Genomic DNA, 16,339 nt, shown 5'->3' on the forward strand with positions numbered 1-16,339 from the left:
GCACGCGCGTGAACCGGGTCGGCCGGCTGTGCACCCGCTGACGACACCGGGCGTGGTTTCATCTGCTCGTCATCCGCCCTGGCATCACCCCTGGATCCCGATTTGAGCACCTCGACCACCAGCCCCGATCTGGCCACCAGCCACCCGGCAGCCCTCGCCGAGCCCTTCCTCGACCCGGGGATGTACCACGAGATCTTCCACAATCTGGACGCGGGGTTCTGCGTCATCGATATGGTGTTCGATGGCGACAAGGCCGTCGATTACGTGATCCGGATGACCAATGGCGCGTTCGAGCGCTACACCGGTCTTTCCAATGTATTGAACGTGTCCATTCGCGGCATGCTGGTCGATCACGAACAGGAATGGTTCGACCGCTACGGCCATGTCGCCCGCACCGGCAACCGCATCCATTTCGAAATGCAGGCCAAGGCATTGCGCCGCTGGTACTCGGTGGACGCATTCCGGGTCGGGCAGCCGGAGCAGGCGCGGGTGGCGGTGTTGTTCATGGACATCACCGAGCGCAAGCGGGTGGAGCGCGAGCTGGCCGAGAGCGAGGCACGTTTCAGCGCCCTGGCCGATGGCCTGCCGATGCCGGTCTGGGTACTGGACGCGCAAGGCGTGGTGCGCTTCGTCAACAGTGCCTATGGCGAATTTTTCGGCATCGACATTTCCAGCGGCACGGTGTCGGCCTGGAGCGAGTTGCTGCATCCGGACGACCTGTCGATCTTCCAGTTCGAACTGGCCACCGCATTGGAAGAACAGCGCGGCCTGCATGCACTGGTGCGTGCGCGTCGCCACGACGGGCAGTGGCGCTGGATCGAAATGACCGCCACGCCGCGCTACTCGGCCGACGGGCGCTTCATCGGCCTGGCCGGCAGCAGCCCGGACGTGACCGAACAACGCGAGATCGAACTGGCGCGCGAACAGCTGCTCGAATCCGAGCGCAGCGCACGCAACGAAGCCGAGAGCATGGCGCGGCTGAAGGACGAGTTCCTGGCCACCTTGTCGCACGAATTGCGCACGCCGCTGACCACCATTCTGGGCTGGAGCGAGCTGCTGCTGCAGCGGGTCGAGGAAGGCCATCCCAACTACAAGGGCCTGTCGGTGATCGCCAGCAGCGCCCGTGCGCAGAAACGCCTGATCTCGGACATGCTCGACCTCAGCAGCATGTTGCTGGGCAAGGTGCAGTTGGAGGTCGAGTCGCTGGATCTGGTCGAACAGGTGCGCGAGGCCCTGAACACCCAGGAGCTGGCTGCCGAAGGCAAGGACCAGGTGCTGGAAGTGCATGCCCCGTCCACGCCGTGCCTGGTGCTGGGCGATGCCACGCGGCTGCAGCAGGTGCTGTGGAATCTGCTGTCCAACGCGATCAAGTTCACCCCGGCGCATGGCCGCATCGACGTCACCATCGAACGCGACGACGGCCACCTGCTGGTCGCGATACGCGATTCGGGCGACGGCATCGCAGCGGAGTTCCTGCCGCATCTGTTCGGCCGCTTCCGCCAGGCCGATGGCACCACCACGCGCCAGCATGGCGGCCTGGGCCTGGGCCTGGCGATCGTGCAGCAGCTGGTGGAAATGCATGGCGGCCAGGTCAGCGCCACCAGCGGCGGTCGCGGCAAGGGCGCCACCTTCACCGTGCGCCTGCTGGAGCATATTCCCGATCAGGCCAGGCGTCCGCGGCGCGAGCTGCGCCGTAGGCTGATGTCCGAGCAGATCATCGAAGCGCGCGCGCTCAATGGCTTGCGACTGCTGGCGGTGGAAGACCAGCCGGACATGCTCGATTACCTGCGCCGCCTGCTGGAAGAGCAGGGCGCCGAGGTGGTCACCGCCGGCAGCGCCACCGATGCGCTGGCACTGATCGATCATCGCGGCCACGCACGCTTCGATCTGATGCTGACCGACATCGGCATGCCGGGCATGGACGGCTATGGGCTGATCCGCACCGTGCGCGAGAACATGGGGCTGGACGCGGCGGCACTGCCGGCCGTGGCAGTGACCGCCCTGGCACGCGACGACGATCGCAAGCGCGCGCTGGACTCCGGTTTCCAGGAGCATCTGGCCAAGCCCTACAGCGTCGCCCAACTGGTCACTGCGGTGCGCGCCGCGCGCGAATCGGTGGAGTGAGACGGCAGGCGGCGCCGATGTAGTGCCGCTGCTCCGGCTGACAGGCAGCAGGTGAAAGAGGCTGTTTGCTGCCTCTTTCACGGCGGGTGACCTAGCGTGGTGCATTCCCTCGATGGAGATGACGCCATGTCCAGATACGCCCCGCATGTCTATTCGGAACAAGTGCAGATCGCCACGCTCGAACACTGGGTGTCGCTGCTCGGTGGGCAGGAGCGCGTGCGCGTCGAGCTCGACGACGGCAGCATGATCAGCGGCACCGTCGCCGTGCGCCCGAGTATCCAGACCTATCTGGACGATCAGCAGCGCGAAGGCCTCAACGGCCAGTTGCGCATCGACCAGCTGGATGCCGCGCAGGAGCCGCACTGGATCTGGATGGACCGCATCGTGGCAGTGCACCCCTTGCCGTTGGGCAGCGATCCGCAAGCCGCTCCCTGAGTCACGCATTGACGATGTGTTTACTTCTCGTCGTGGCGTTGACGGCATGATGGCCGATTGTCGTAACTGTTCAGGATCGATCGCGCAATGAATGCTCCCGCGTTGAAGCTCGCCCGCTGGCCGCTGTCGCTGATGACCGTCGCCATCCTCGCCGCCTGCGGCGATACCGCCACGCTTGCCATCGAACAAGGGACCGGGCCGAACCCGCAATTGCCCGAGCCGGTCAAACGCCTGATCCCCACCGTCAAGGTGGCGCCGGTCAAGCGCTGGACCGAGAACGCCAAGCCGATCGCGGCCGACGACCTGCAGGTGGCCGCGTTTGCGCGCGATCTGGACCACCCGCGCTGGGTCTATGTGCTGCCGAACGGCGACGTGCTGGTGGCCGAGACTGCCGAGCCGCCCAAGCCGGAAGACGCCGAAGGCGGCGGTATCCGCAAGAAGGTGCAGGGCGCGATGATGAGCAAGGCCGGCGCCGTGGTGCCCAGCGCCAACCGCATCACCTTGCTGCGCGACGCCGATGGCGACGGCGTGGCCGAAGTGCGCACCCAGTTCATCAGCGGGCTGTTTTCCCCGTTCGGCATGGCCCTGATCGGCGATCGTTTCTACGTGGCCAACGCCGATGCGCTGGTGAGCTTTCCGTACAAGCCCGGCGAGACGCATATCACCGCCAAGCCGACCTTCGTGGCCAATCTGCCCGGCGGCCTGAATCACCATTGGACCAAGTCGCTGCTGGCCAGTGCCGACGGCAGCAAGCTCTATGTCGGCGTCGGCTCCAACAGCAATGTGGCCGAAAACGGCATGGAGGCCGAACTCAACCGCGCCGCGATCCTGGAGATCGACCCGGCCACCGGCAGCAGCCGGGTGTTCGCCAGCGGCCTGCGCAATCCGGTCGGCACCGCCTGGGAGCCGCAGAGCAAGTCGCTATGGGTGGTGGTCAACGAGCGCGACGAGATCGGCAGCGATCTGGTGCCGGACTACCTGACCTCGGTGCGCGACGGCGGCTTTTATGGCTGGCCCTACAGCTATTACGGCCAGCATGTGGACGAGCGGGTCAAACCGCAGAACCCCGAGCTGGTGGCCAAGGCGATCAAGCCCGATTATGCGCTGGGCCCGCATACCGCCTCGCTGGGCCTGAGCTTTGCCAGCGGAAGCCTGTTGCCGGAGCGCTTCCGCCAGGGCGCCTTCATCGGCCAGCACGGCTCGTGGAATCGCGACCCGCCCAGCGGCTACAAGGTGCTGTTCGTGCCGTTTGTCGACGGCAAGCCCAGCGGCACGCCGATCACCGTGCTGGACGGTTTCCTGGATGCCGAAGGCAATGCGCAAGGGCGCCCGGTGGGCGTGAGTCCCGACAATACCGGGGCGCTGCTGGTCGCCGACGATGTCGGCAATGTGATCTGGCGGGTGACACCCAAGGCGCGCTGATCCAGACAATGCGCTGGCTCAGGCGTTCAAACGAAAAAACCGGGCCAGGACCCGGTTTCTTCATGCGTGTGCCGCGGTCGTGCGCGGCATCACGCCAATGCGCTCACGCTCAGCGCGGCGGTTCGGGCGAGGCACTGAAGCGGCGCGCATAGCCACGTTCTTCGGTGATCCGGCTGATGTCGTCATCGGCCATTTCCGGGGCACCATACACCGCATAAGCCACGCTGCCATCGTCGCGCTCGCCGACCTGGTGCAGGCGGTAACGCGGCCGGCCCGCACCGGTGTTTTCGGGGTAGTGCATCGGTGGCGGGGTGTCATCCAGATCCATTTCACTGTTGTCGACCACTCCACCTACGAACAGGGCTCGCATCGCGTCTCTCCGGTATTGGTGTGATTCCAGCCTAGGCGGGCGGATGTTGCGTGCGCATCAATAGACCGTATAGACATTGGAAGGGCCGCCGTCTGCAGCTCACGCAATCGAATGCCCGCCCAAGCGGGCGCCAGGGCGGGCGGCAGGCAGCGCTCCCTTACAATGGCGGCCTGTTCCCGACCCGATGATCCGATGGCTGGCCCGCACGATGCCCCGCTTCAAGCTCTGTTTCTGCCCTTCGCCCAGGGCGTGCTGCCCTGGCCCAGCGGCCCGGTGCTGTTCCTGCGCGCGCGCGACGGGTTCCCGCTGCGCGAGCATGCGGCTGCCGATGCGCTGACCTGCGAGCAGAGCTTTCGCCCCTTCGCCGAGGCGCTGGAGCGCAATGGCTGGAACGTGCGCGAAGAGAGCGAGATCGAGGCCAACAGTACCCGTTATGCCCTGGTGCTGGTGTTGCCGCCGCGGCAACGCGAGGAAGCGCGTGCCCTGTTCGCGCGCGCGGTGGCGCTGGCCGCCCCGGGCTGCCGCGTGGTGGCCTGCCAGTCCAACAACGAGGGCGCGCGCTCGGGCGAGGCGGATCTGCGTCAGCTCACCGGCCTGGCCGGCAGCCTGACCAAGCACCATTGCCGCACCTACTGGAGCGCGCCGCTGCCTGCCGACACCGATGCGGCGCTGCAGGCGCGCTGGGCCGCGCTGGATGCGCCGCGCGCCATTCTGGACGGGCGCTTCGTCAGTCGCCCCGGTGTGTTCGCCTGGGACCGCATCGACCCTGCCTCGGCGCTGCTGGTCGAGCATCTGCCGAGTACGCTGGCCGGGCATGGCGCCGATCTGGGCGCGGGCTTCGGTTATCTATCGGCCGAGGTGCTGGCGCGTTGCCCCAAGGTCACCGGGCTGGATCTGTACGAGGCCGAGGCGCGCGCGCTGACCCTGGCGCGGCGCAACCTGCAGGCCATCGCGCATCCGGCGCAGCTGCAGTACCACTGGCGCGACGTCACCGCCGGCCTGGGGGCGCAGTACGATTTCATCGTCAGCAACCCGCCGTTCCACACGCCTTCGCGTGCCGATCGCCCGGATATCGGCCAGCGCTTCATCGCCGTGGCCGCGCAGGCCCTGCGCCCGGGTGGTCAGCTGCTGCTGGTCGCCAACCGGCATCTGCCCTACGAGTACGTGCTCAACGAAAGCTTCGGGCAGGTGCGCGTGGCCGCCGAACGCGACGGTTTCAAGCTGATTTCCGCCGTGCGCGGCCGCGGAGCGCGCGCATGAAGCTGGTCAAGCACATCGCCAACCTCGGCTACGGCAGCCGCAAGCAGGTGACCCAGCTATTTCGCCAGGGCGCGGTCACCGACGCCGCCGGCGAGGTGCTGTATGCCGACGACCAGGTGGAGCACGATGCGATCCGTATCGATGGCGAACCGCTGGATCCGCCGGCGGGTTTCAGCCTGTTGCTGCACAAGCCCGGCGGCTACACCTGCTCGACCAAGGACACCGGCCGGCTGATCTACGAACTGCTGCCGCCACGCTTCCGTTCGCGCGCGCCGGTGCTGGCGCCAGTGGGGCGGCTGGATCGCGAGACCAGCGGCATGTTGCTGATGACCGACGACGGCGCGCTGCTGCACCGGATCATTTCGCCCAAGTCGGCGCTGGACAAGGTTTACGACGTCACCCTGGCCGAGGACCTGCGCGGCGACGAGGCGGCGCTGTTTGCCAGCGGCACGCTGTTGCTGGAAGGCGAAACCAAGCCGCTGCTGCCGGCCGAACTGGAAGTGCTCGGCCCACGCGAGGCACGCCTGACCCTGCACGAAGGCCGCTACCACCAGGTGCGGCGCATGTTCGCCGCCGCCGGCAATCACGTGGTGGCCTTGCACCGCAGCCGCATCGGTGGCTTGGCGCTGGACGGTCTGCCGTCCGGGCAATGGCGCGCGCTGGGGGCAGGGGATCTTGCGGTGTTGTTCGGCCGCAGCGAGCAGGCCTGAGCCACGCCGCTACTGCTTGCGCCTGCGGCGCTCCGGGCCTGCGCGGTCTGCTGCAGGCCGCCTGCGCGGCAATGCCTCAGACGTACTGCATCTTGCGCGACATGCCGCCATCGACGATGAAGTCCTGCCCGGTCACAAAGCCGGACAGCTGCGGCGACAGCAGATAGACCGCCAGTTGCGCGATGTCTTCCGGCGTACCGACCCGTCCGGCCGGATGCTGGGCATGGTCGCGCCGCGACAGCTTGGGCGTACGCCGGCGCGCCGGTGCGCGCCAGGCGTCGGTGCTGATCCAGCCCGGGCTGATGCTGTTGACGCGCACCTGCGGGCCTTCGCTCAGCGCCAAGGCGTGGGTGAAGGCCACCAGCCCGCCCTTGGCGGCGGCATAGGCTTCGCTATGCGGCTCGGATTGCCAGGCGCGGGTGGAGGCGATGTTGACGATCGCACCGCCGCCCTGGGCCTGCGCCAATGCGGGCAAGGCCTGCTTGCTGCACAGGAAGGCGCCATGCAGGCTGGCCAGCCTGCGATTCCACTCGTCCCATTCCAGTTGCGGCAATGGCGGCACATGCGGATCGGCCACACCGGCGTTGTTGACCAGGCCATCGAGTCGCCCGAAGCGGGTGAGCGCGGTGGCGATCAGGCGCGCTGCCTGGGCCGGGCGCGCGGCATCGCACCGCACGAAGGCACTGCGTCGCGGCAATGCCCACTCCTGCAGGCAGGCCTTGCCGGCATCGGCATCCAGGTCGCCGATCACCACGCTGCCGCCGGCGCCCAGCACCGCCTGGGCAATGCCACGGCCGATGCCTTGGGCGCCGCCGGTGACCACCACCACGCGGTCCTGCAACGGGGAGGGATTCCATGCGGAGACGGCGGGGGTCAGGGGCATCGGGCGCACCAGGGGAGTGAGGTCGCGCGCACTGTAACGCGGGCGCCGTGGTGGCCGTAGCAACGCGATCGCCGCGCGCGAGGCATGCAGATTGGTGGCTTGCCCGCCGTTATCGCGTCATGCCGCGCCGCTGCGCGCCGGCATGGCTGCGCGTTTCAACATGCGCAACCGCACGCGATGCGGCGGTCAGTGCTGCGATGCGCTCAACAACCGTTCCCAGCCGTCCTGGCCCAGGCGTTCCAGCGTCTGGATATTGCGTTCGACAATCACGTCCGGGTCCGGAAACGCGGCCACCGCACGCTCCACGCTGTCTTCGCGCAGCAGGTGCAGGGTGGGGTAGGGCGAGCGGTTGGTGAAGTTGGCCACGTCATCCACCGCCGCGCCTGCGAACTGATAGTCCGGATGGAAGCTGGCCACCTGCAACACGCCACCCAGATCCAGCGCTTCCACCGCCGCATCGGCGTTGTCGAGGAAGTCGTTGTAGTCCAGGAAATCGGTGAGCACGTCCGGATGCACGATCAAGGTGGTGTCGATCTGCTCGGCCGGCGTGTCGCGCAGCAACACCAGTTCCTCGGCCAGTTGTTCGAGCAGCGCTTCGGGCGTGCTGGCATCGCTGAGCACCAGCCGCACCTGCTCCTTGACGTAGACCGCCTTGGCAAACGGGCACAGATTCAGGCCGATCACCGCGCGCTCGATCCACTGGCGGGTGGCGGTCAACGGGTCGAGCGTGGCAGGCGTGGTCGTCATCGTGGCGGCGGCGTGATGGTGGGCCAGTGTATGCGATCGCTGCCGGCGCGGCCGCCTGTGCCGGTGTGGTGCAGCGCGGGGCCGGCGCTTGGCGGAACGCAGGAAAAACTGCAGCAGTTGCAGCGCTGACGCGGCCTAGGTGGCATCCGCATGCGTGTTTGCGCCGACATGCGCGCGCAGAAACGCAATCGATGCCTGCGCAACTTTATCGGCGTGCGGGGTCTTGTGCGGCGAGCCGATCGCATGCGCGCCGGTGTCGAAGGCCATCGCGCAGGTGTGCTCCGCCGCGCTGCCGAGCGCAGCGAACATCGCCAGCATCGCCTGCACCGAGGCGGTTGGATCCTCCTCGCCGTTGGCAGCGCGGTAATAGCCCAGAAACACCGGGCATTGCACGCGTGGCCACGGTGGATCGGCGGCAACCGCGTCGAACAGGCTGCGCAGCGCGCGGAATCCATCCGGGTGGATGGTGCTGGACCAGAACGCCAGCGACGCGGCGGTGCGCGGGCGCGGGTCGGTCAAGGGCGTCTGCGCGGCGCAGACCTGATCCAGCAGCGCCGGGTCGGCCGGCCGGATGCCCGGTGACCAGGCGACCACTGCAGCCACTGCGTCGGGGCGCTGCGCCGCAAGCCACAAGCCCAGCGTGGCACCCATGGACGAGCCGACGATCGCCACGCGTGCGCCCATGTGCTGTGCCTGCGCCAGTGCATCCAGGGCCGAGGCCTGCAACGCCGCCGGCGTCAGCCCCTGCATCGCATCGGCGGCGCTGCGGCCATGCCCGGGCCAACGGTGCACGTACAGGTTGGCAGCCAGCGCATCGGCGATCTGCTCGGGCAGTTCGCCGGCTTCTCCCGGGCTGGCAGTGAACCCGTGCAGGTACAGCAGCGCCAGCGGCGTGCGCGTCTGCGCGGCGGTGTGCCAGTGCCGGCGTGCCGCGTTGCCCGGTTTCAGGTCAGCCGGTTGCATGGGGGGCATGCGTGGCGAGGATGGCCAGCAATTGGTGCGCGTTGATCGGTTTGGACAGATAGCCGGCCACGCCGGCCGCGGTGGCCTCGCGCATCGAATCGGTGCGGGTGTCGGCGGTCAGCACGATGATCGGCGGCAGCGCGGCGATCGCCGCGCGCGCCTCACCCAGCGCGTCCCAGCCCGAGGTGCCGGGCATGTGCAGGTCGAGGAACACCAGGTCCGGCGCCGCCTCGCGGATGCGCTGCACCGCGTTGCTGCCATCGCTGTGAAAGCTTACCCGGTGCCCGGCGCGGGTGAGCAGATTGCCGATCACCAGCCGATTGGTGTCCATGTCCTCGAACACCAGGCAATGCAGCTGCGGCACCGTCGCGGCATGCTGTTGCAGGGCCTCGCGCAGCGCCGGCGGGCGGCAGCTTTGCGCCGCGGCGGCGGCCAGTGCGAAGGTCCAGCGAAACACGCTGCCGCCGCCGGGGTTGTCGCGCACGCTCAGGCTGCCGCCCATCGCCTCGGACACCGACAGCGCAATGAACAGGCCCAGCCCGACCCCGCCCTCGGCGCGGCTGAAACCGGTGCTGAGCTGGGTGAAGGGCGTGAAGATATAGGCCTTCTGGGCGTCGGGGATGCCGATGCCGGTGTCGGTCACGGTCACCGCGATCGCCCAGCGCTGCTGCACCTGCGTGGCGGCGATCAGAACGTCGACCGCGCCACCGGCCGGGGTGAACTTGATCGCATTGATGACCAGGTTGGTGATGACCTGTTCGATGCGCCCCTCGTCGCCGATGAGGTCAGGCGTCTGCGCGGCATCGCTGCGCAGTGCCAGCGCCACGCCCTTGGTCGACGCTGCACTCGCGCACACCGCTTTGACCGTGGCCAGCACGTCGAGCAGGCTCAGCGGCTTGCTGTGCAGCTGCAGCCGGCCACCGTCGATGCTGGCCACGTCGATCACTTCGTTCACCCGATGCCGCAGCGCGATCGCATTGACCGTCACCGCCTGCATCAGTTCGCGCTGTTGCGCCGACAAGGTGTCGCTGTCGATCAGCTGCGCGCAGTTGATGACCGCGTTCAACGGCGTGCGCAGTTCGTGGTTCATGGTGCTGATGAAGCGGCTCTGCGCGTCGCGCGAGGCCAGCGCCTGCAGGGCGATCTCCTGCATCGCACTGACGATGCGCGCCACCAGCAGCGGCAGCACCACGCTCAGCGCCACCGCATACACGAAGTAGGCCGGCCGCGACAGCCAATAGCCGGCCGGCGCGGTCAACAGCATCAGCACGAAGGTGCTGAGCAGCACCGGCAGCGTCGCCTTCTGCCCATAGCGTGCCACCGCGGCGATGGTGATGAAGGGCAGGAAGGCATTCAGCGACATCAGCAGGATGAAGGCCAGATAGGTCTGGATGCCGATGAACAGCAGGTTCATCGCAAACCCGATCGCGTCCAGCCACTCGCCCGGCGGGATGATCCTGCGTCGCACCAGCACCATCCAGATCACCGCCACCATCCACAGCGTCGCCGCGGTGGGGAAGACCGCCTGTGCATCCCTGACCAGCACCGGCTGCGGCCCGTACAGCCAGCCGAAGCACCACAGCGCCACGATGGTCTGCACGATCACCCGGCCGACGCAGGCGCGATATTCCAGGAACGATTCGAACAGCCGCACCAGCCTGTCGTTGCGAAGCTGCCGGGCGGCCAGAATCAGGCCGGGCGCCGCGCGGTTGGATCCACTACGCATCGGGGGCGGTGTCGTCGTTGGGGAGGGTGCGCCGGTAATTCTTGACCAGCAGGCCGGCCGCGGTCGCAATTGCTGTGTAGCGCTGCGCAAGCGCGGACCCGGGTTCGCCGCCGTCGACATCGCCGCGCAACTGGTCACAGGCGTTCAGCAGTTCGGCAGAGCCGGTCAGCGAGAGCGTGTTCTTGAGCGAATGGATCTGCTCCAGTGCCTGCGCTTGGGTGGTGCTGGCTTTGCCGAGCGTGCAGGTGGCAATGGCGCGCTGCACTTCCGCCGCAAACGCATCGGCAAACGCCGCGGCCGCCAGCGGGTCCAGCCCGGCCAGCGTGTGCAGCGTCGAGCCGGCTTCGATGCGTGGCTGTGCGTGCGTCACGGCGCACGCCGTCCCGGCAGCGGGCGGCGCCTGCGGCACCGTTGCCAGGTGCGCGCGTTGCAACAGGCTGGAGAGCAGGCCACGCATGCTTGCATCAGATCCGTAACGCGCCGGTGCGCGCGCGGCTGATGCCCGGGCAGCGGACGGCCGCCACGCCGCGCTGCACGGCCCGCCTGCACAGCGCGGCACGACAAGGCGCCGTGTCAGCCACAACGCGTGCTCAGTCGCGGAAGTTGTCGAACTGCAGCGGTAGCTCGAAATCGGCCTTCTTCAGCAGCGCCATCGCATCCTGCAGATCGTCGCGCTTCTTGCCGCTCACGCGCAGCTTGTCGCCATTGATCTGCGCCTCGACCTTGAGCTTGGCTTCCTTCAGCTTGGCGACCAGCTGCTTGGCCTGCTTCTGCTCGATGCCCTGCTTGACGGTGACCTTCTGGCGCGCACCGGCCAGGTTGGTTTCCATGTCGCCGAACTCCAGGCAACGCACGTCGATGCCGCGCGCCAGCAGGCGCGCGCGCAGGATGTCGGTCATCTGCTTGACCTGGAAATCGCTGGGCGCGGACTGGTTGATCGCCTTGCCGTCTTCCAGCTCGAACCTGGCCTCGACCCCCTTGAAATCGAAGCGCGTATCCAGCTCGCGGTTGGCCTGATCCACCGCATTGGTCAGTTCGTGCTTGTCGACTTCGGACACCACGTCGAAGGAAGGCATGCAAAGCTCCTGCTGTCTGTAAACAGCCGCCATTCTAGGGCATCGCGTCGTCGTCCCTGTCGACACAGGGTTGCCAGTCTGCGCGCACGCGCAGCGATAATGGTCCATGCCCACCACCCGCTCTCCGCTTCCCGCCATCGCCTGGATGGTGGCCGCCGTGGCCTGTTTCTCGCTGATGGACGCGGGAATGAAGCTGCTGTCGGCGCATTACCCGCCGCTGCAGGTCACCCTGCTGCGCGGCGCCGCCTCGCTGCCGTTCGTGCTGGTGTGGGTATTTGCCACCGCCGGCCCGCGCTCGATCGTGCCGGTGCGCTGGGGCCTGCACCTGCTGCGCGGGGTACTGGGCATGGTGATGATCGGCTGCTTCGTCTACGGCCTGAAGCGCATGCCGCTGTCGACCGCCTACACGCTGTATTTCGTCGCCCCGCTGCTGGTGGCGGCACTGTCGGTGCCGTTGCTGGGCGAACGGGTCGGGCCACGCCGCTGGACGGCGATCGGCATCGGCCTGGTCGGGGTGATCGTGGTGTTGCGCCCGGGCGTGGACGGGCTGATCTCGCTGCCCGGGCTGATGGTGCTGCTGGCGGCCACTGCCTATGCCATCGCCGCCATCAGCGTGAGTCTGCTGACCCGCACCGACACCCCGCAGGCGATGGTGGTGTCGTTCCTGCTGTTCATGGCGGTCGGCGCCGGCCTGCTGGCCATTCCCGACTGGGTGCCGTTGCGGGGCGAGCACGCCTGGCTGATCGCCGACATGGGCCTGGCCGGCGCACTGGGGCAGATTGCGCTGACCCAGGCCTTTTTGCGCGGCGAGGCCTCGATGATCGCGCCGCTGGAATACACCGGCCTGGTCTGGGTGATCGGCTTGGACTGGCTGCTGTGGCAGACCCTGCCCGACAGCTGGACCTGGACCGGCGCCGGCATCATCGTCGCCAGCGGGCTGTATCTGCTGCGCCGGGAGCGGATTCGGAAGGCGGATCGGCCGATGTCGTTGGATAAGCCGTGATTGGGGATTCGGGATTCGGGATTGGGGATTCGCCAGAGCAACGGCAAGGCGCTCTGGCTTTTGCGAATCCCGAATCTCCAATCCCCAATCCCCAATCCCCAATCCCCAATCCCTAACTTAGAACTCATTGGAATATCGTCCGCAAACATTGACTGGTAGGCTTCACGGCCCCCCAATCGGCCACGCGCGGTGATCCAGTTTCAGCGCCTGCACAAGTCTTATTCCGTTGACGGTCGCCAGATCGTGGCGCTGCATCCACTCGATCTGCGGATCGGCCCCGGCGAGGTGTTCGGCATCATCGGCCATTCCGGTGCCGGCAAGTCGACCCTGATCCGGCTGATCAACCGGCTGGAAGAACCCAGCGGCGGGCGGCTGCTGATCGGCGACGAGGACGTCACCGCGCTGGACAGCCAGGGCCTGCGCGCACTGCGCCGGCGTGTCGGGATGATCTTCCAGCACTTCAACCTGCTGTCCTCGCGCACCGTCGCCGGCAATGTGGCGTTTCCGCTGGAACTGGCCGGCACCCCGCGCGCCGAGGTCGATGCGCGCGTGGCCGAGCTGCTGGCACGGGTCGGGCTGGAGCAGCATGCCAGCAAGTATCCGGCGCAGCTGTCCGGCGGGCAGAAGCAGCGCGTGGGCATTGCGCGCGCGCTGGCCACCCGGCCACAGATCCTGCTGTGCGACGAGGCCACCAGCGCGCTGGACCCGCAGACCACCGCCTCGGTGCTGCAGCTGCTGGCGCAGATCAACCGCGAGCTGGGCCTGACCATCGTGCTGATCACCCACGAGATGGACGTGATCCGCCGGGTCTGCGACCGCGTCGCGGTGCTGGATGCCGGCAAGCTGGTGGAAACCGGCCCGGTGACCGAGGTGTTCCTGCACCCGCAGCACGCCACCACCCGGCGCTTCGTGTCCGAAGCCGAGCACGTGGACGAGGCCGAGCTGCATCGCGACTTCGCCGCGGTGGGCGGGCGCATCGTGCGGTTGACCTTCCTGGGCAACGGCACCTACGAACCGGTGCTGGGCCGCATCGCCCGCGAGACCGGGGTGGACTACAACATCCTGTCCGGGCGCGTGGACCGCATCAAGGACACCCCGTACGGCCAGCTCATCGTCGCGCTGACCGGCGGCGACCATAACGCGGCACGCGCGGGCTTCGTCGCTGCCGGCGTGCACGTGGAGGATCTGCGCGTATGACTCTGATCGCCACGACAAGCGGGTTTTTCCGCAATCTCGATGCCGCCAAGTGGGGCGACATCGGCCAGGCCACGCTCGATACCTTCCTGATGCTGGCCGGTGCGCTGCCGCTGACGCTGCTGATCGGCCTGCCGCTGGGCGTTGCGCTGTTCCTGTGCGGTGCCCCGCAGCTGCGCCGCCGCCCGGTGCTGTACGGCGTGCTCGCGGCACTGATCAACCTGCTGCGCTCGGTGCCCTTCATCATCCTGATGATCGCGATGATTCCGCTCACGCTGATGCTGATGGGCACCTCGCTGGGCGTGCGCGGCGCGATCCTGCCGCTGGTGGTCGGCGCCGCACCGTTCTACGCGCGGCTGGTGGAAACCGCCTTGCGCGAAGTGGACCGCGGGATCATCGAAGCCAGCCAGGCGATGGGCGCCACCACCCGCCAGCTGGTGCTGCGCGTGCTGCTGCCCGAAGCGCGCCCGGGCCTGATCGCCGGCGCCACCGTGACCACCATCGCGCTGATCGGTTTCACCGCGATGGGCGGTGCGATCGGCTCCGGCGGGCTGGGCGATGTCGCGTACCGCGAGGGCTATCTGCGCTCGCATTCGGATGTCGCGCTGATCACCGTGATCGCCCTGCTGGTGCTGGTGCAGCTGCTGCAGATGCTGGGCGACTGGCTGGTGGCGCGCTATAGCCGGCGCTGACCGCGACCGGGGGCGCGCGTTGCCGGCGCGCGCAGGGCCACGCAAGCAACACGGGCCTGCCGATCGCGGCTACACCTGCGGTCTGCTAGGTTTAGCGCTTGCGGCAGTGCCGCATTCCTCCTCCCACGGACCCCCACATGAGCACATTCGCGTTTCGTTCCCTCCTGGCTGCGGCCACGCTGGCCCTGGCTTCCTGTGGCGGTAGCGGTGGCAGCAGCGGCGGCGACACGCTGACGGTGGCCGCCACTGCGGTGCCGCATGCCGAGATCCTGGAGGTGGTCGAACCGCTGCTGGCCAAGCAGGGCGTCAAGCTGGACGTGCGCGTGTTCAACGACTACGTGCAGCCCAACGACCAGGTCGTGCAGAAGCAGATCGACGTCAGTTACTTCCAGACCGAGCCGTACCTGGATGCCTACAACCGCGACCGCAAGAGCCAGCTGGTGACCGTGGTCGGCGTGCATATCGAGCCGTTCGGCGCGTATTCGCGCCGGTTCAAGGCATTGGCCGAACTGCCCAACGGCGCCGATGTGGTGATTCCCAACGACCCGAGCAACAACAGCCGCGCGCTGATCCTGCTCGACAAGGCGGGCGTGATCAAACTCAAGGACCCGAGCAATGCCCTGTCCAGCCAGCGCGACATCGTCGAGAACCCCAAGCAGCTGAAGTTCCGCGAGCTCGATTCGGCGATGCTGCCGCGCGTGCTCGACCAGGTCGACCTGGCACTGATCAACACCAACTACGCGCTCGACGCCGGCCTCAATCCGACCCGCGACGCGCTGGCGATCGAGAGCAAGGACTCGCCGTACGTGAACTTCCTGGTCTCGCGCCCGGACAACAAGGACGACCCGCGCGTGCAGAAGCTGGCCAAGGCCTTGACCAGCCCGGAAGTGAAGGCGTTTATCGAGCAGAAGTACAAAGGCGCGGTATTGCCGGCGTTCTAAGAGCGGCGATCAAACCGACCGCGCTCACCGCCAGGTGGGTGCGGCCGGCGCCCGGCATCGGCATGCACCCCGCGAACACGCCGGTTGCTGCGCGCCGTCCACGGCCACCTGACGTCCGCGCGTTTCGGGTTGCCAACCACTCTTCGCCGCCACCGAGCATGTGATGCCACTTCTCCTCGCCATACCGCTGGCCGTGATCATCGCCCTGGCGGTGTTCGCGGTGCTGTTGCCGTTGTCGCTGGTGCAGCGCTTTCGTGTCGGCACCGCGCGGCGGCAGGCACGCGGCTGGCTGTTGATGATCAATCTGGTCTCGGCCGGCCTTTCCACCGTGCTGTTCGTGATTTTCGTGTTGATCGCCGCCGCGTTCTGGCCCGGCGCGATCAGCCATGCCGCCTTCGGCTGGGCCTGCGGGCTGGCGCTGGGGCTGCTGGCACTGCGTCTGACCCGCTTCGAGCGCACCCAGCAGGGGCTGTTCTACCGGCCCAATCTGTGGCTGGTGCTGGCCTTGACCGCGCTGGTGGTGGTACGCGTGATCGCCGGCATGGTGCAGGGGTGGCGTAGCACCTGGCAGGGTGCTGCCTGGCCCACGGAAGGCTGGCTCAGTCACGCCAGCCTGTTGGGCGCAGCCGGCGTATTGCTCGGCTATGCGCTCGCCTATGCCACCTTGCTGTGGTGGCGCTGGCGCAGCGCGCGCCTGCGCGGCAGCGTCTACTGGCGCTGAGCGGCCGGCGCCACGATTTCAAAGCATAAAAAAACGGGCCTTGCGGCCCGTTTCTTGTTCGACTGAAACCTC

The 16,339-nt window shown here is 67.7% G+C and carries 17 protein-coding genes and 1 other RNA gene; 11 read left to right on the forward strand and 7 right to left on the reverse strand.

What is annotated here, in order from left to right:
* The first annotated feature begins 90 nt into the window (after window positions 1-90).
* The 3 genes from XARJCFBP2528_RS16225 (at window position 91) to XARJCFBP2528_RS16235 (ending at window position 3,981) form a co-directional block, all read left to right on the forward strand.
* A complete protein-coding gene (locus XARJCFBP2528_RS16225) occupies window positions 91-2,124 on the forward strand; it encodes a hybrid sensor histidine kinase/response regulator (protein WP_087962349.1) in 2,034 nt (677 codons plus the stop codon).
* Between the two features lie 126 nt (window positions 2,125-2,250).
* Window positions 2,251-2,559, forward strand: a complete 309-nt coding sequence (locus XARJCFBP2528_RS16230; RefSeq protein ID WP_016903450.1) for a DUF3247 family protein — start codon at window positions 2,251-2,253, stop codon at window positions 2,557-2,559.
* Window positions 2,560-2,646: 87 nt separating this feature from the next.
* Entirely contained in the window at window positions 2,647-3,981 is a 1,335-nt protein-coding gene (locus tag XARJCFBP2528_RS16235; RefSeq protein ID WP_016903451.1) for a PQQ-dependent sugar dehydrogenase, read from the forward strand.
* A 109-nt stretch (window positions 3,982-4,090) separates the two neighbouring features.
* Here XARJCFBP2528_RS16235 and XARJCFBP2528_RS16240 read toward each other — a convergent pair whose 3' ends face one another.
* On the reverse strand, window positions 4,091-4,351 hold the full coding sequence (locus XARJCFBP2528_RS16240; RefSeq protein WP_087962350.1) for a hypothetical protein: 261 nt from the start codon (window positions 4,349-4,351) through the stop codon (window positions 4,091-4,093).
* 192 nt (window positions 4,352-4,543) lie between these two features.
* Here XARJCFBP2528_RS16240 and XARJCFBP2528_RS16245 point away from each other — a divergent pair, with 192 nt between their 5' ends.
* Together XARJCFBP2528_RS16245 and XARJCFBP2528_RS16250 are read left to right on the forward strand one after the other, a co-directional pair.
* Complete coding sequence (locus tag XARJCFBP2528_RS16245) at window positions 4,544-5,611, forward strand: class I SAM-dependent methyltransferase (RefSeq protein ID WP_016903453.1); 1,068 nt, start codon at window positions 4,544-4,546, stop codon at window positions 5,609-5,611.
* Window positions 5,608-6,321 (forward strand): pseudouridine synthase, encoded by a 714-nt coding sequence (locus XARJCFBP2528_RS16250; protein ID WP_016903454.1) that lies wholly within the window; start codon window positions 5,608-5,610, stop codon window positions 6,319-6,321. Before XARJCFBP2528_RS16245 ends, XARJCFBP2528_RS16250 begins: the two co-directional genes overlap by 4 nt.
* Window positions 6,322-6,397: 76 nt before the next feature.
* Here XARJCFBP2528_RS16250 and XARJCFBP2528_RS16255 read toward each other — a convergent pair whose 3' ends face one another.
* The 6 genes from XARJCFBP2528_RS16255 to XARJCFBP2528_RS16280 all read right to left on the reverse strand — a co-directional run bounded on the left by XARJCFBP2528_RS16255 (window position 6,398) and on the right by XARJCFBP2528_RS16280 (window position 11,716).
* A complete protein-coding gene (locus XARJCFBP2528_RS16255) occupies window positions 6,398-7,204 on the reverse strand; it encodes an SDR family oxidoreductase (RefSeq protein WP_026064563.1) in 807 nt (268 codons plus the stop codon).
* Between the two features lie 186 nt (window positions 7,205-7,390).
* Complete coding sequence (locus XARJCFBP2528_RS16260) at window positions 7,391-7,951, reverse strand: DUF1415 domain-containing protein (protein ID WP_016903456.1); 561 nt, start codon at window positions 7,949-7,951, stop codon at window positions 7,391-7,393.
* A 135-nt stretch (window positions 7,952-8,086) separates the two neighbouring features.
* Window positions 8,087-8,914 carry an alpha/beta hydrolase gene (locus XARJCFBP2528_RS16265; protein WP_016903457.1) on the reverse strand — a complete coding sequence of 276 codons (828 nt, stop codon included), beginning with the start codon at window positions 8,912-8,914 and terminating at the stop codon, window positions 8,087-8,089.
* On the reverse strand, window positions 8,901-10,640 hold the full coding sequence (locus tag XARJCFBP2528_RS16270; RefSeq protein ID WP_016903458.1) for an ATP-binding response regulator: 1,740 nt from the start codon (window positions 10,638-10,640) through the stop codon (window positions 8,901-8,903). Before XARJCFBP2528_RS16270 ends, XARJCFBP2528_RS16265 begins: the two co-directional genes overlap by 14 nt.
* Window positions 10,633-11,097: a hypothetical protein gene (locus tag XARJCFBP2528_RS16275; protein WP_016903459.1), complete on the reverse strand. Its 465-nt coding sequence runs from the start codon at window positions 11,095-11,097 to the stop codon at window positions 10,633-10,635. Before XARJCFBP2528_RS16275 ends, XARJCFBP2528_RS16270 begins: the two co-directional genes overlap by 8 nt.
* 133 nt (window positions 11,098-11,230) lie before the next feature.
* Window positions 11,231-11,716 (reverse strand): YajQ family cyclic di-GMP-binding protein, encoded by a 486-nt coding sequence (locus XARJCFBP2528_RS16280; RefSeq protein WP_016903460.1) that lies wholly within the window; start codon window positions 11,714-11,716, stop codon window positions 11,231-11,233.
* Window positions 11,717-11,822: 106 nt separating this feature from the next.
* Here XARJCFBP2528_RS16280 and XARJCFBP2528_RS16285 point away from each other — a divergent pair, with 106 nt between their 5' ends.
* From XARJCFBP2528_RS16285 to XARJCFBP2528_RS16305, 6 genes are all read left to right on the forward strand, one after another.
* Window positions 11,823-12,719, forward strand: coding sequence for a DMT family transporter (locus XARJCFBP2528_RS16285; protein ID WP_026064564.1), 897 nt, complete (start codon window positions 11,823-11,825; stop codon window positions 12,717-12,719).
* Between the two features lie 189 nt (window positions 12,720-12,908).
* Complete coding sequence (locus XARJCFBP2528_RS16290; RefSeq protein ID WP_016903462.1) at window positions 12,909-13,916, forward strand: methionine ABC transporter ATP-binding protein; 1,008 nt, start codon at window positions 12,909-12,911, stop codon at window positions 13,914-13,916.
* On the forward strand, window positions 13,913-14,605 hold the full coding sequence (locus XARJCFBP2528_RS16295) for a methionine ABC transporter permease (protein WP_047124891.1): 693 nt from the start codon (window positions 13,913-13,915) through the stop codon (window positions 14,603-14,605). Before XARJCFBP2528_RS16290 ends, XARJCFBP2528_RS16295 begins: the two co-directional genes overlap by 4 nt.
* Window positions 14,606-14,742: 137 nt before the next feature.
* Window positions 14,743-15,546 (forward strand): MetQ/NlpA family ABC transporter substrate-binding protein, encoded by an 804-nt coding sequence (locus XARJCFBP2528_RS16300; protein ID WP_016903463.1) that lies wholly within the window; start codon window positions 14,743-14,745, stop codon window positions 15,544-15,546.
* Between the two features lie 62 nt (window positions 15,547-15,608).
* A non-coding RNA gene (locus tag XARJCFBP2528_RS22785) (sX9 sRNA) lies at window positions 15,609-15,684 on the forward strand.
* A 25-nt stretch (window positions 15,685-15,709) separates the two neighbouring features.
* Window positions 15,710-16,267, forward strand: a complete 558-nt coding sequence (locus XARJCFBP2528_RS16305; protein ID WP_024940264.1) for a CcdC protein domain-containing protein — start codon at window positions 15,710-15,712, stop codon at window positions 16,265-16,267.
* The last annotated feature ends 72 nt before the right edge of the window (window positions 16,268-16,339 follow it).

The sequence above is a fragment of the Xanthomonas arboricola pv. juglandis genome, from assembly GCF_001013475.1.
GTDB lineage: Bacteria > Pseudomonadota > Gammaproteobacteria > Xanthomonadales > Xanthomonadaceae > Xanthomonas > Xanthomonas arboricola.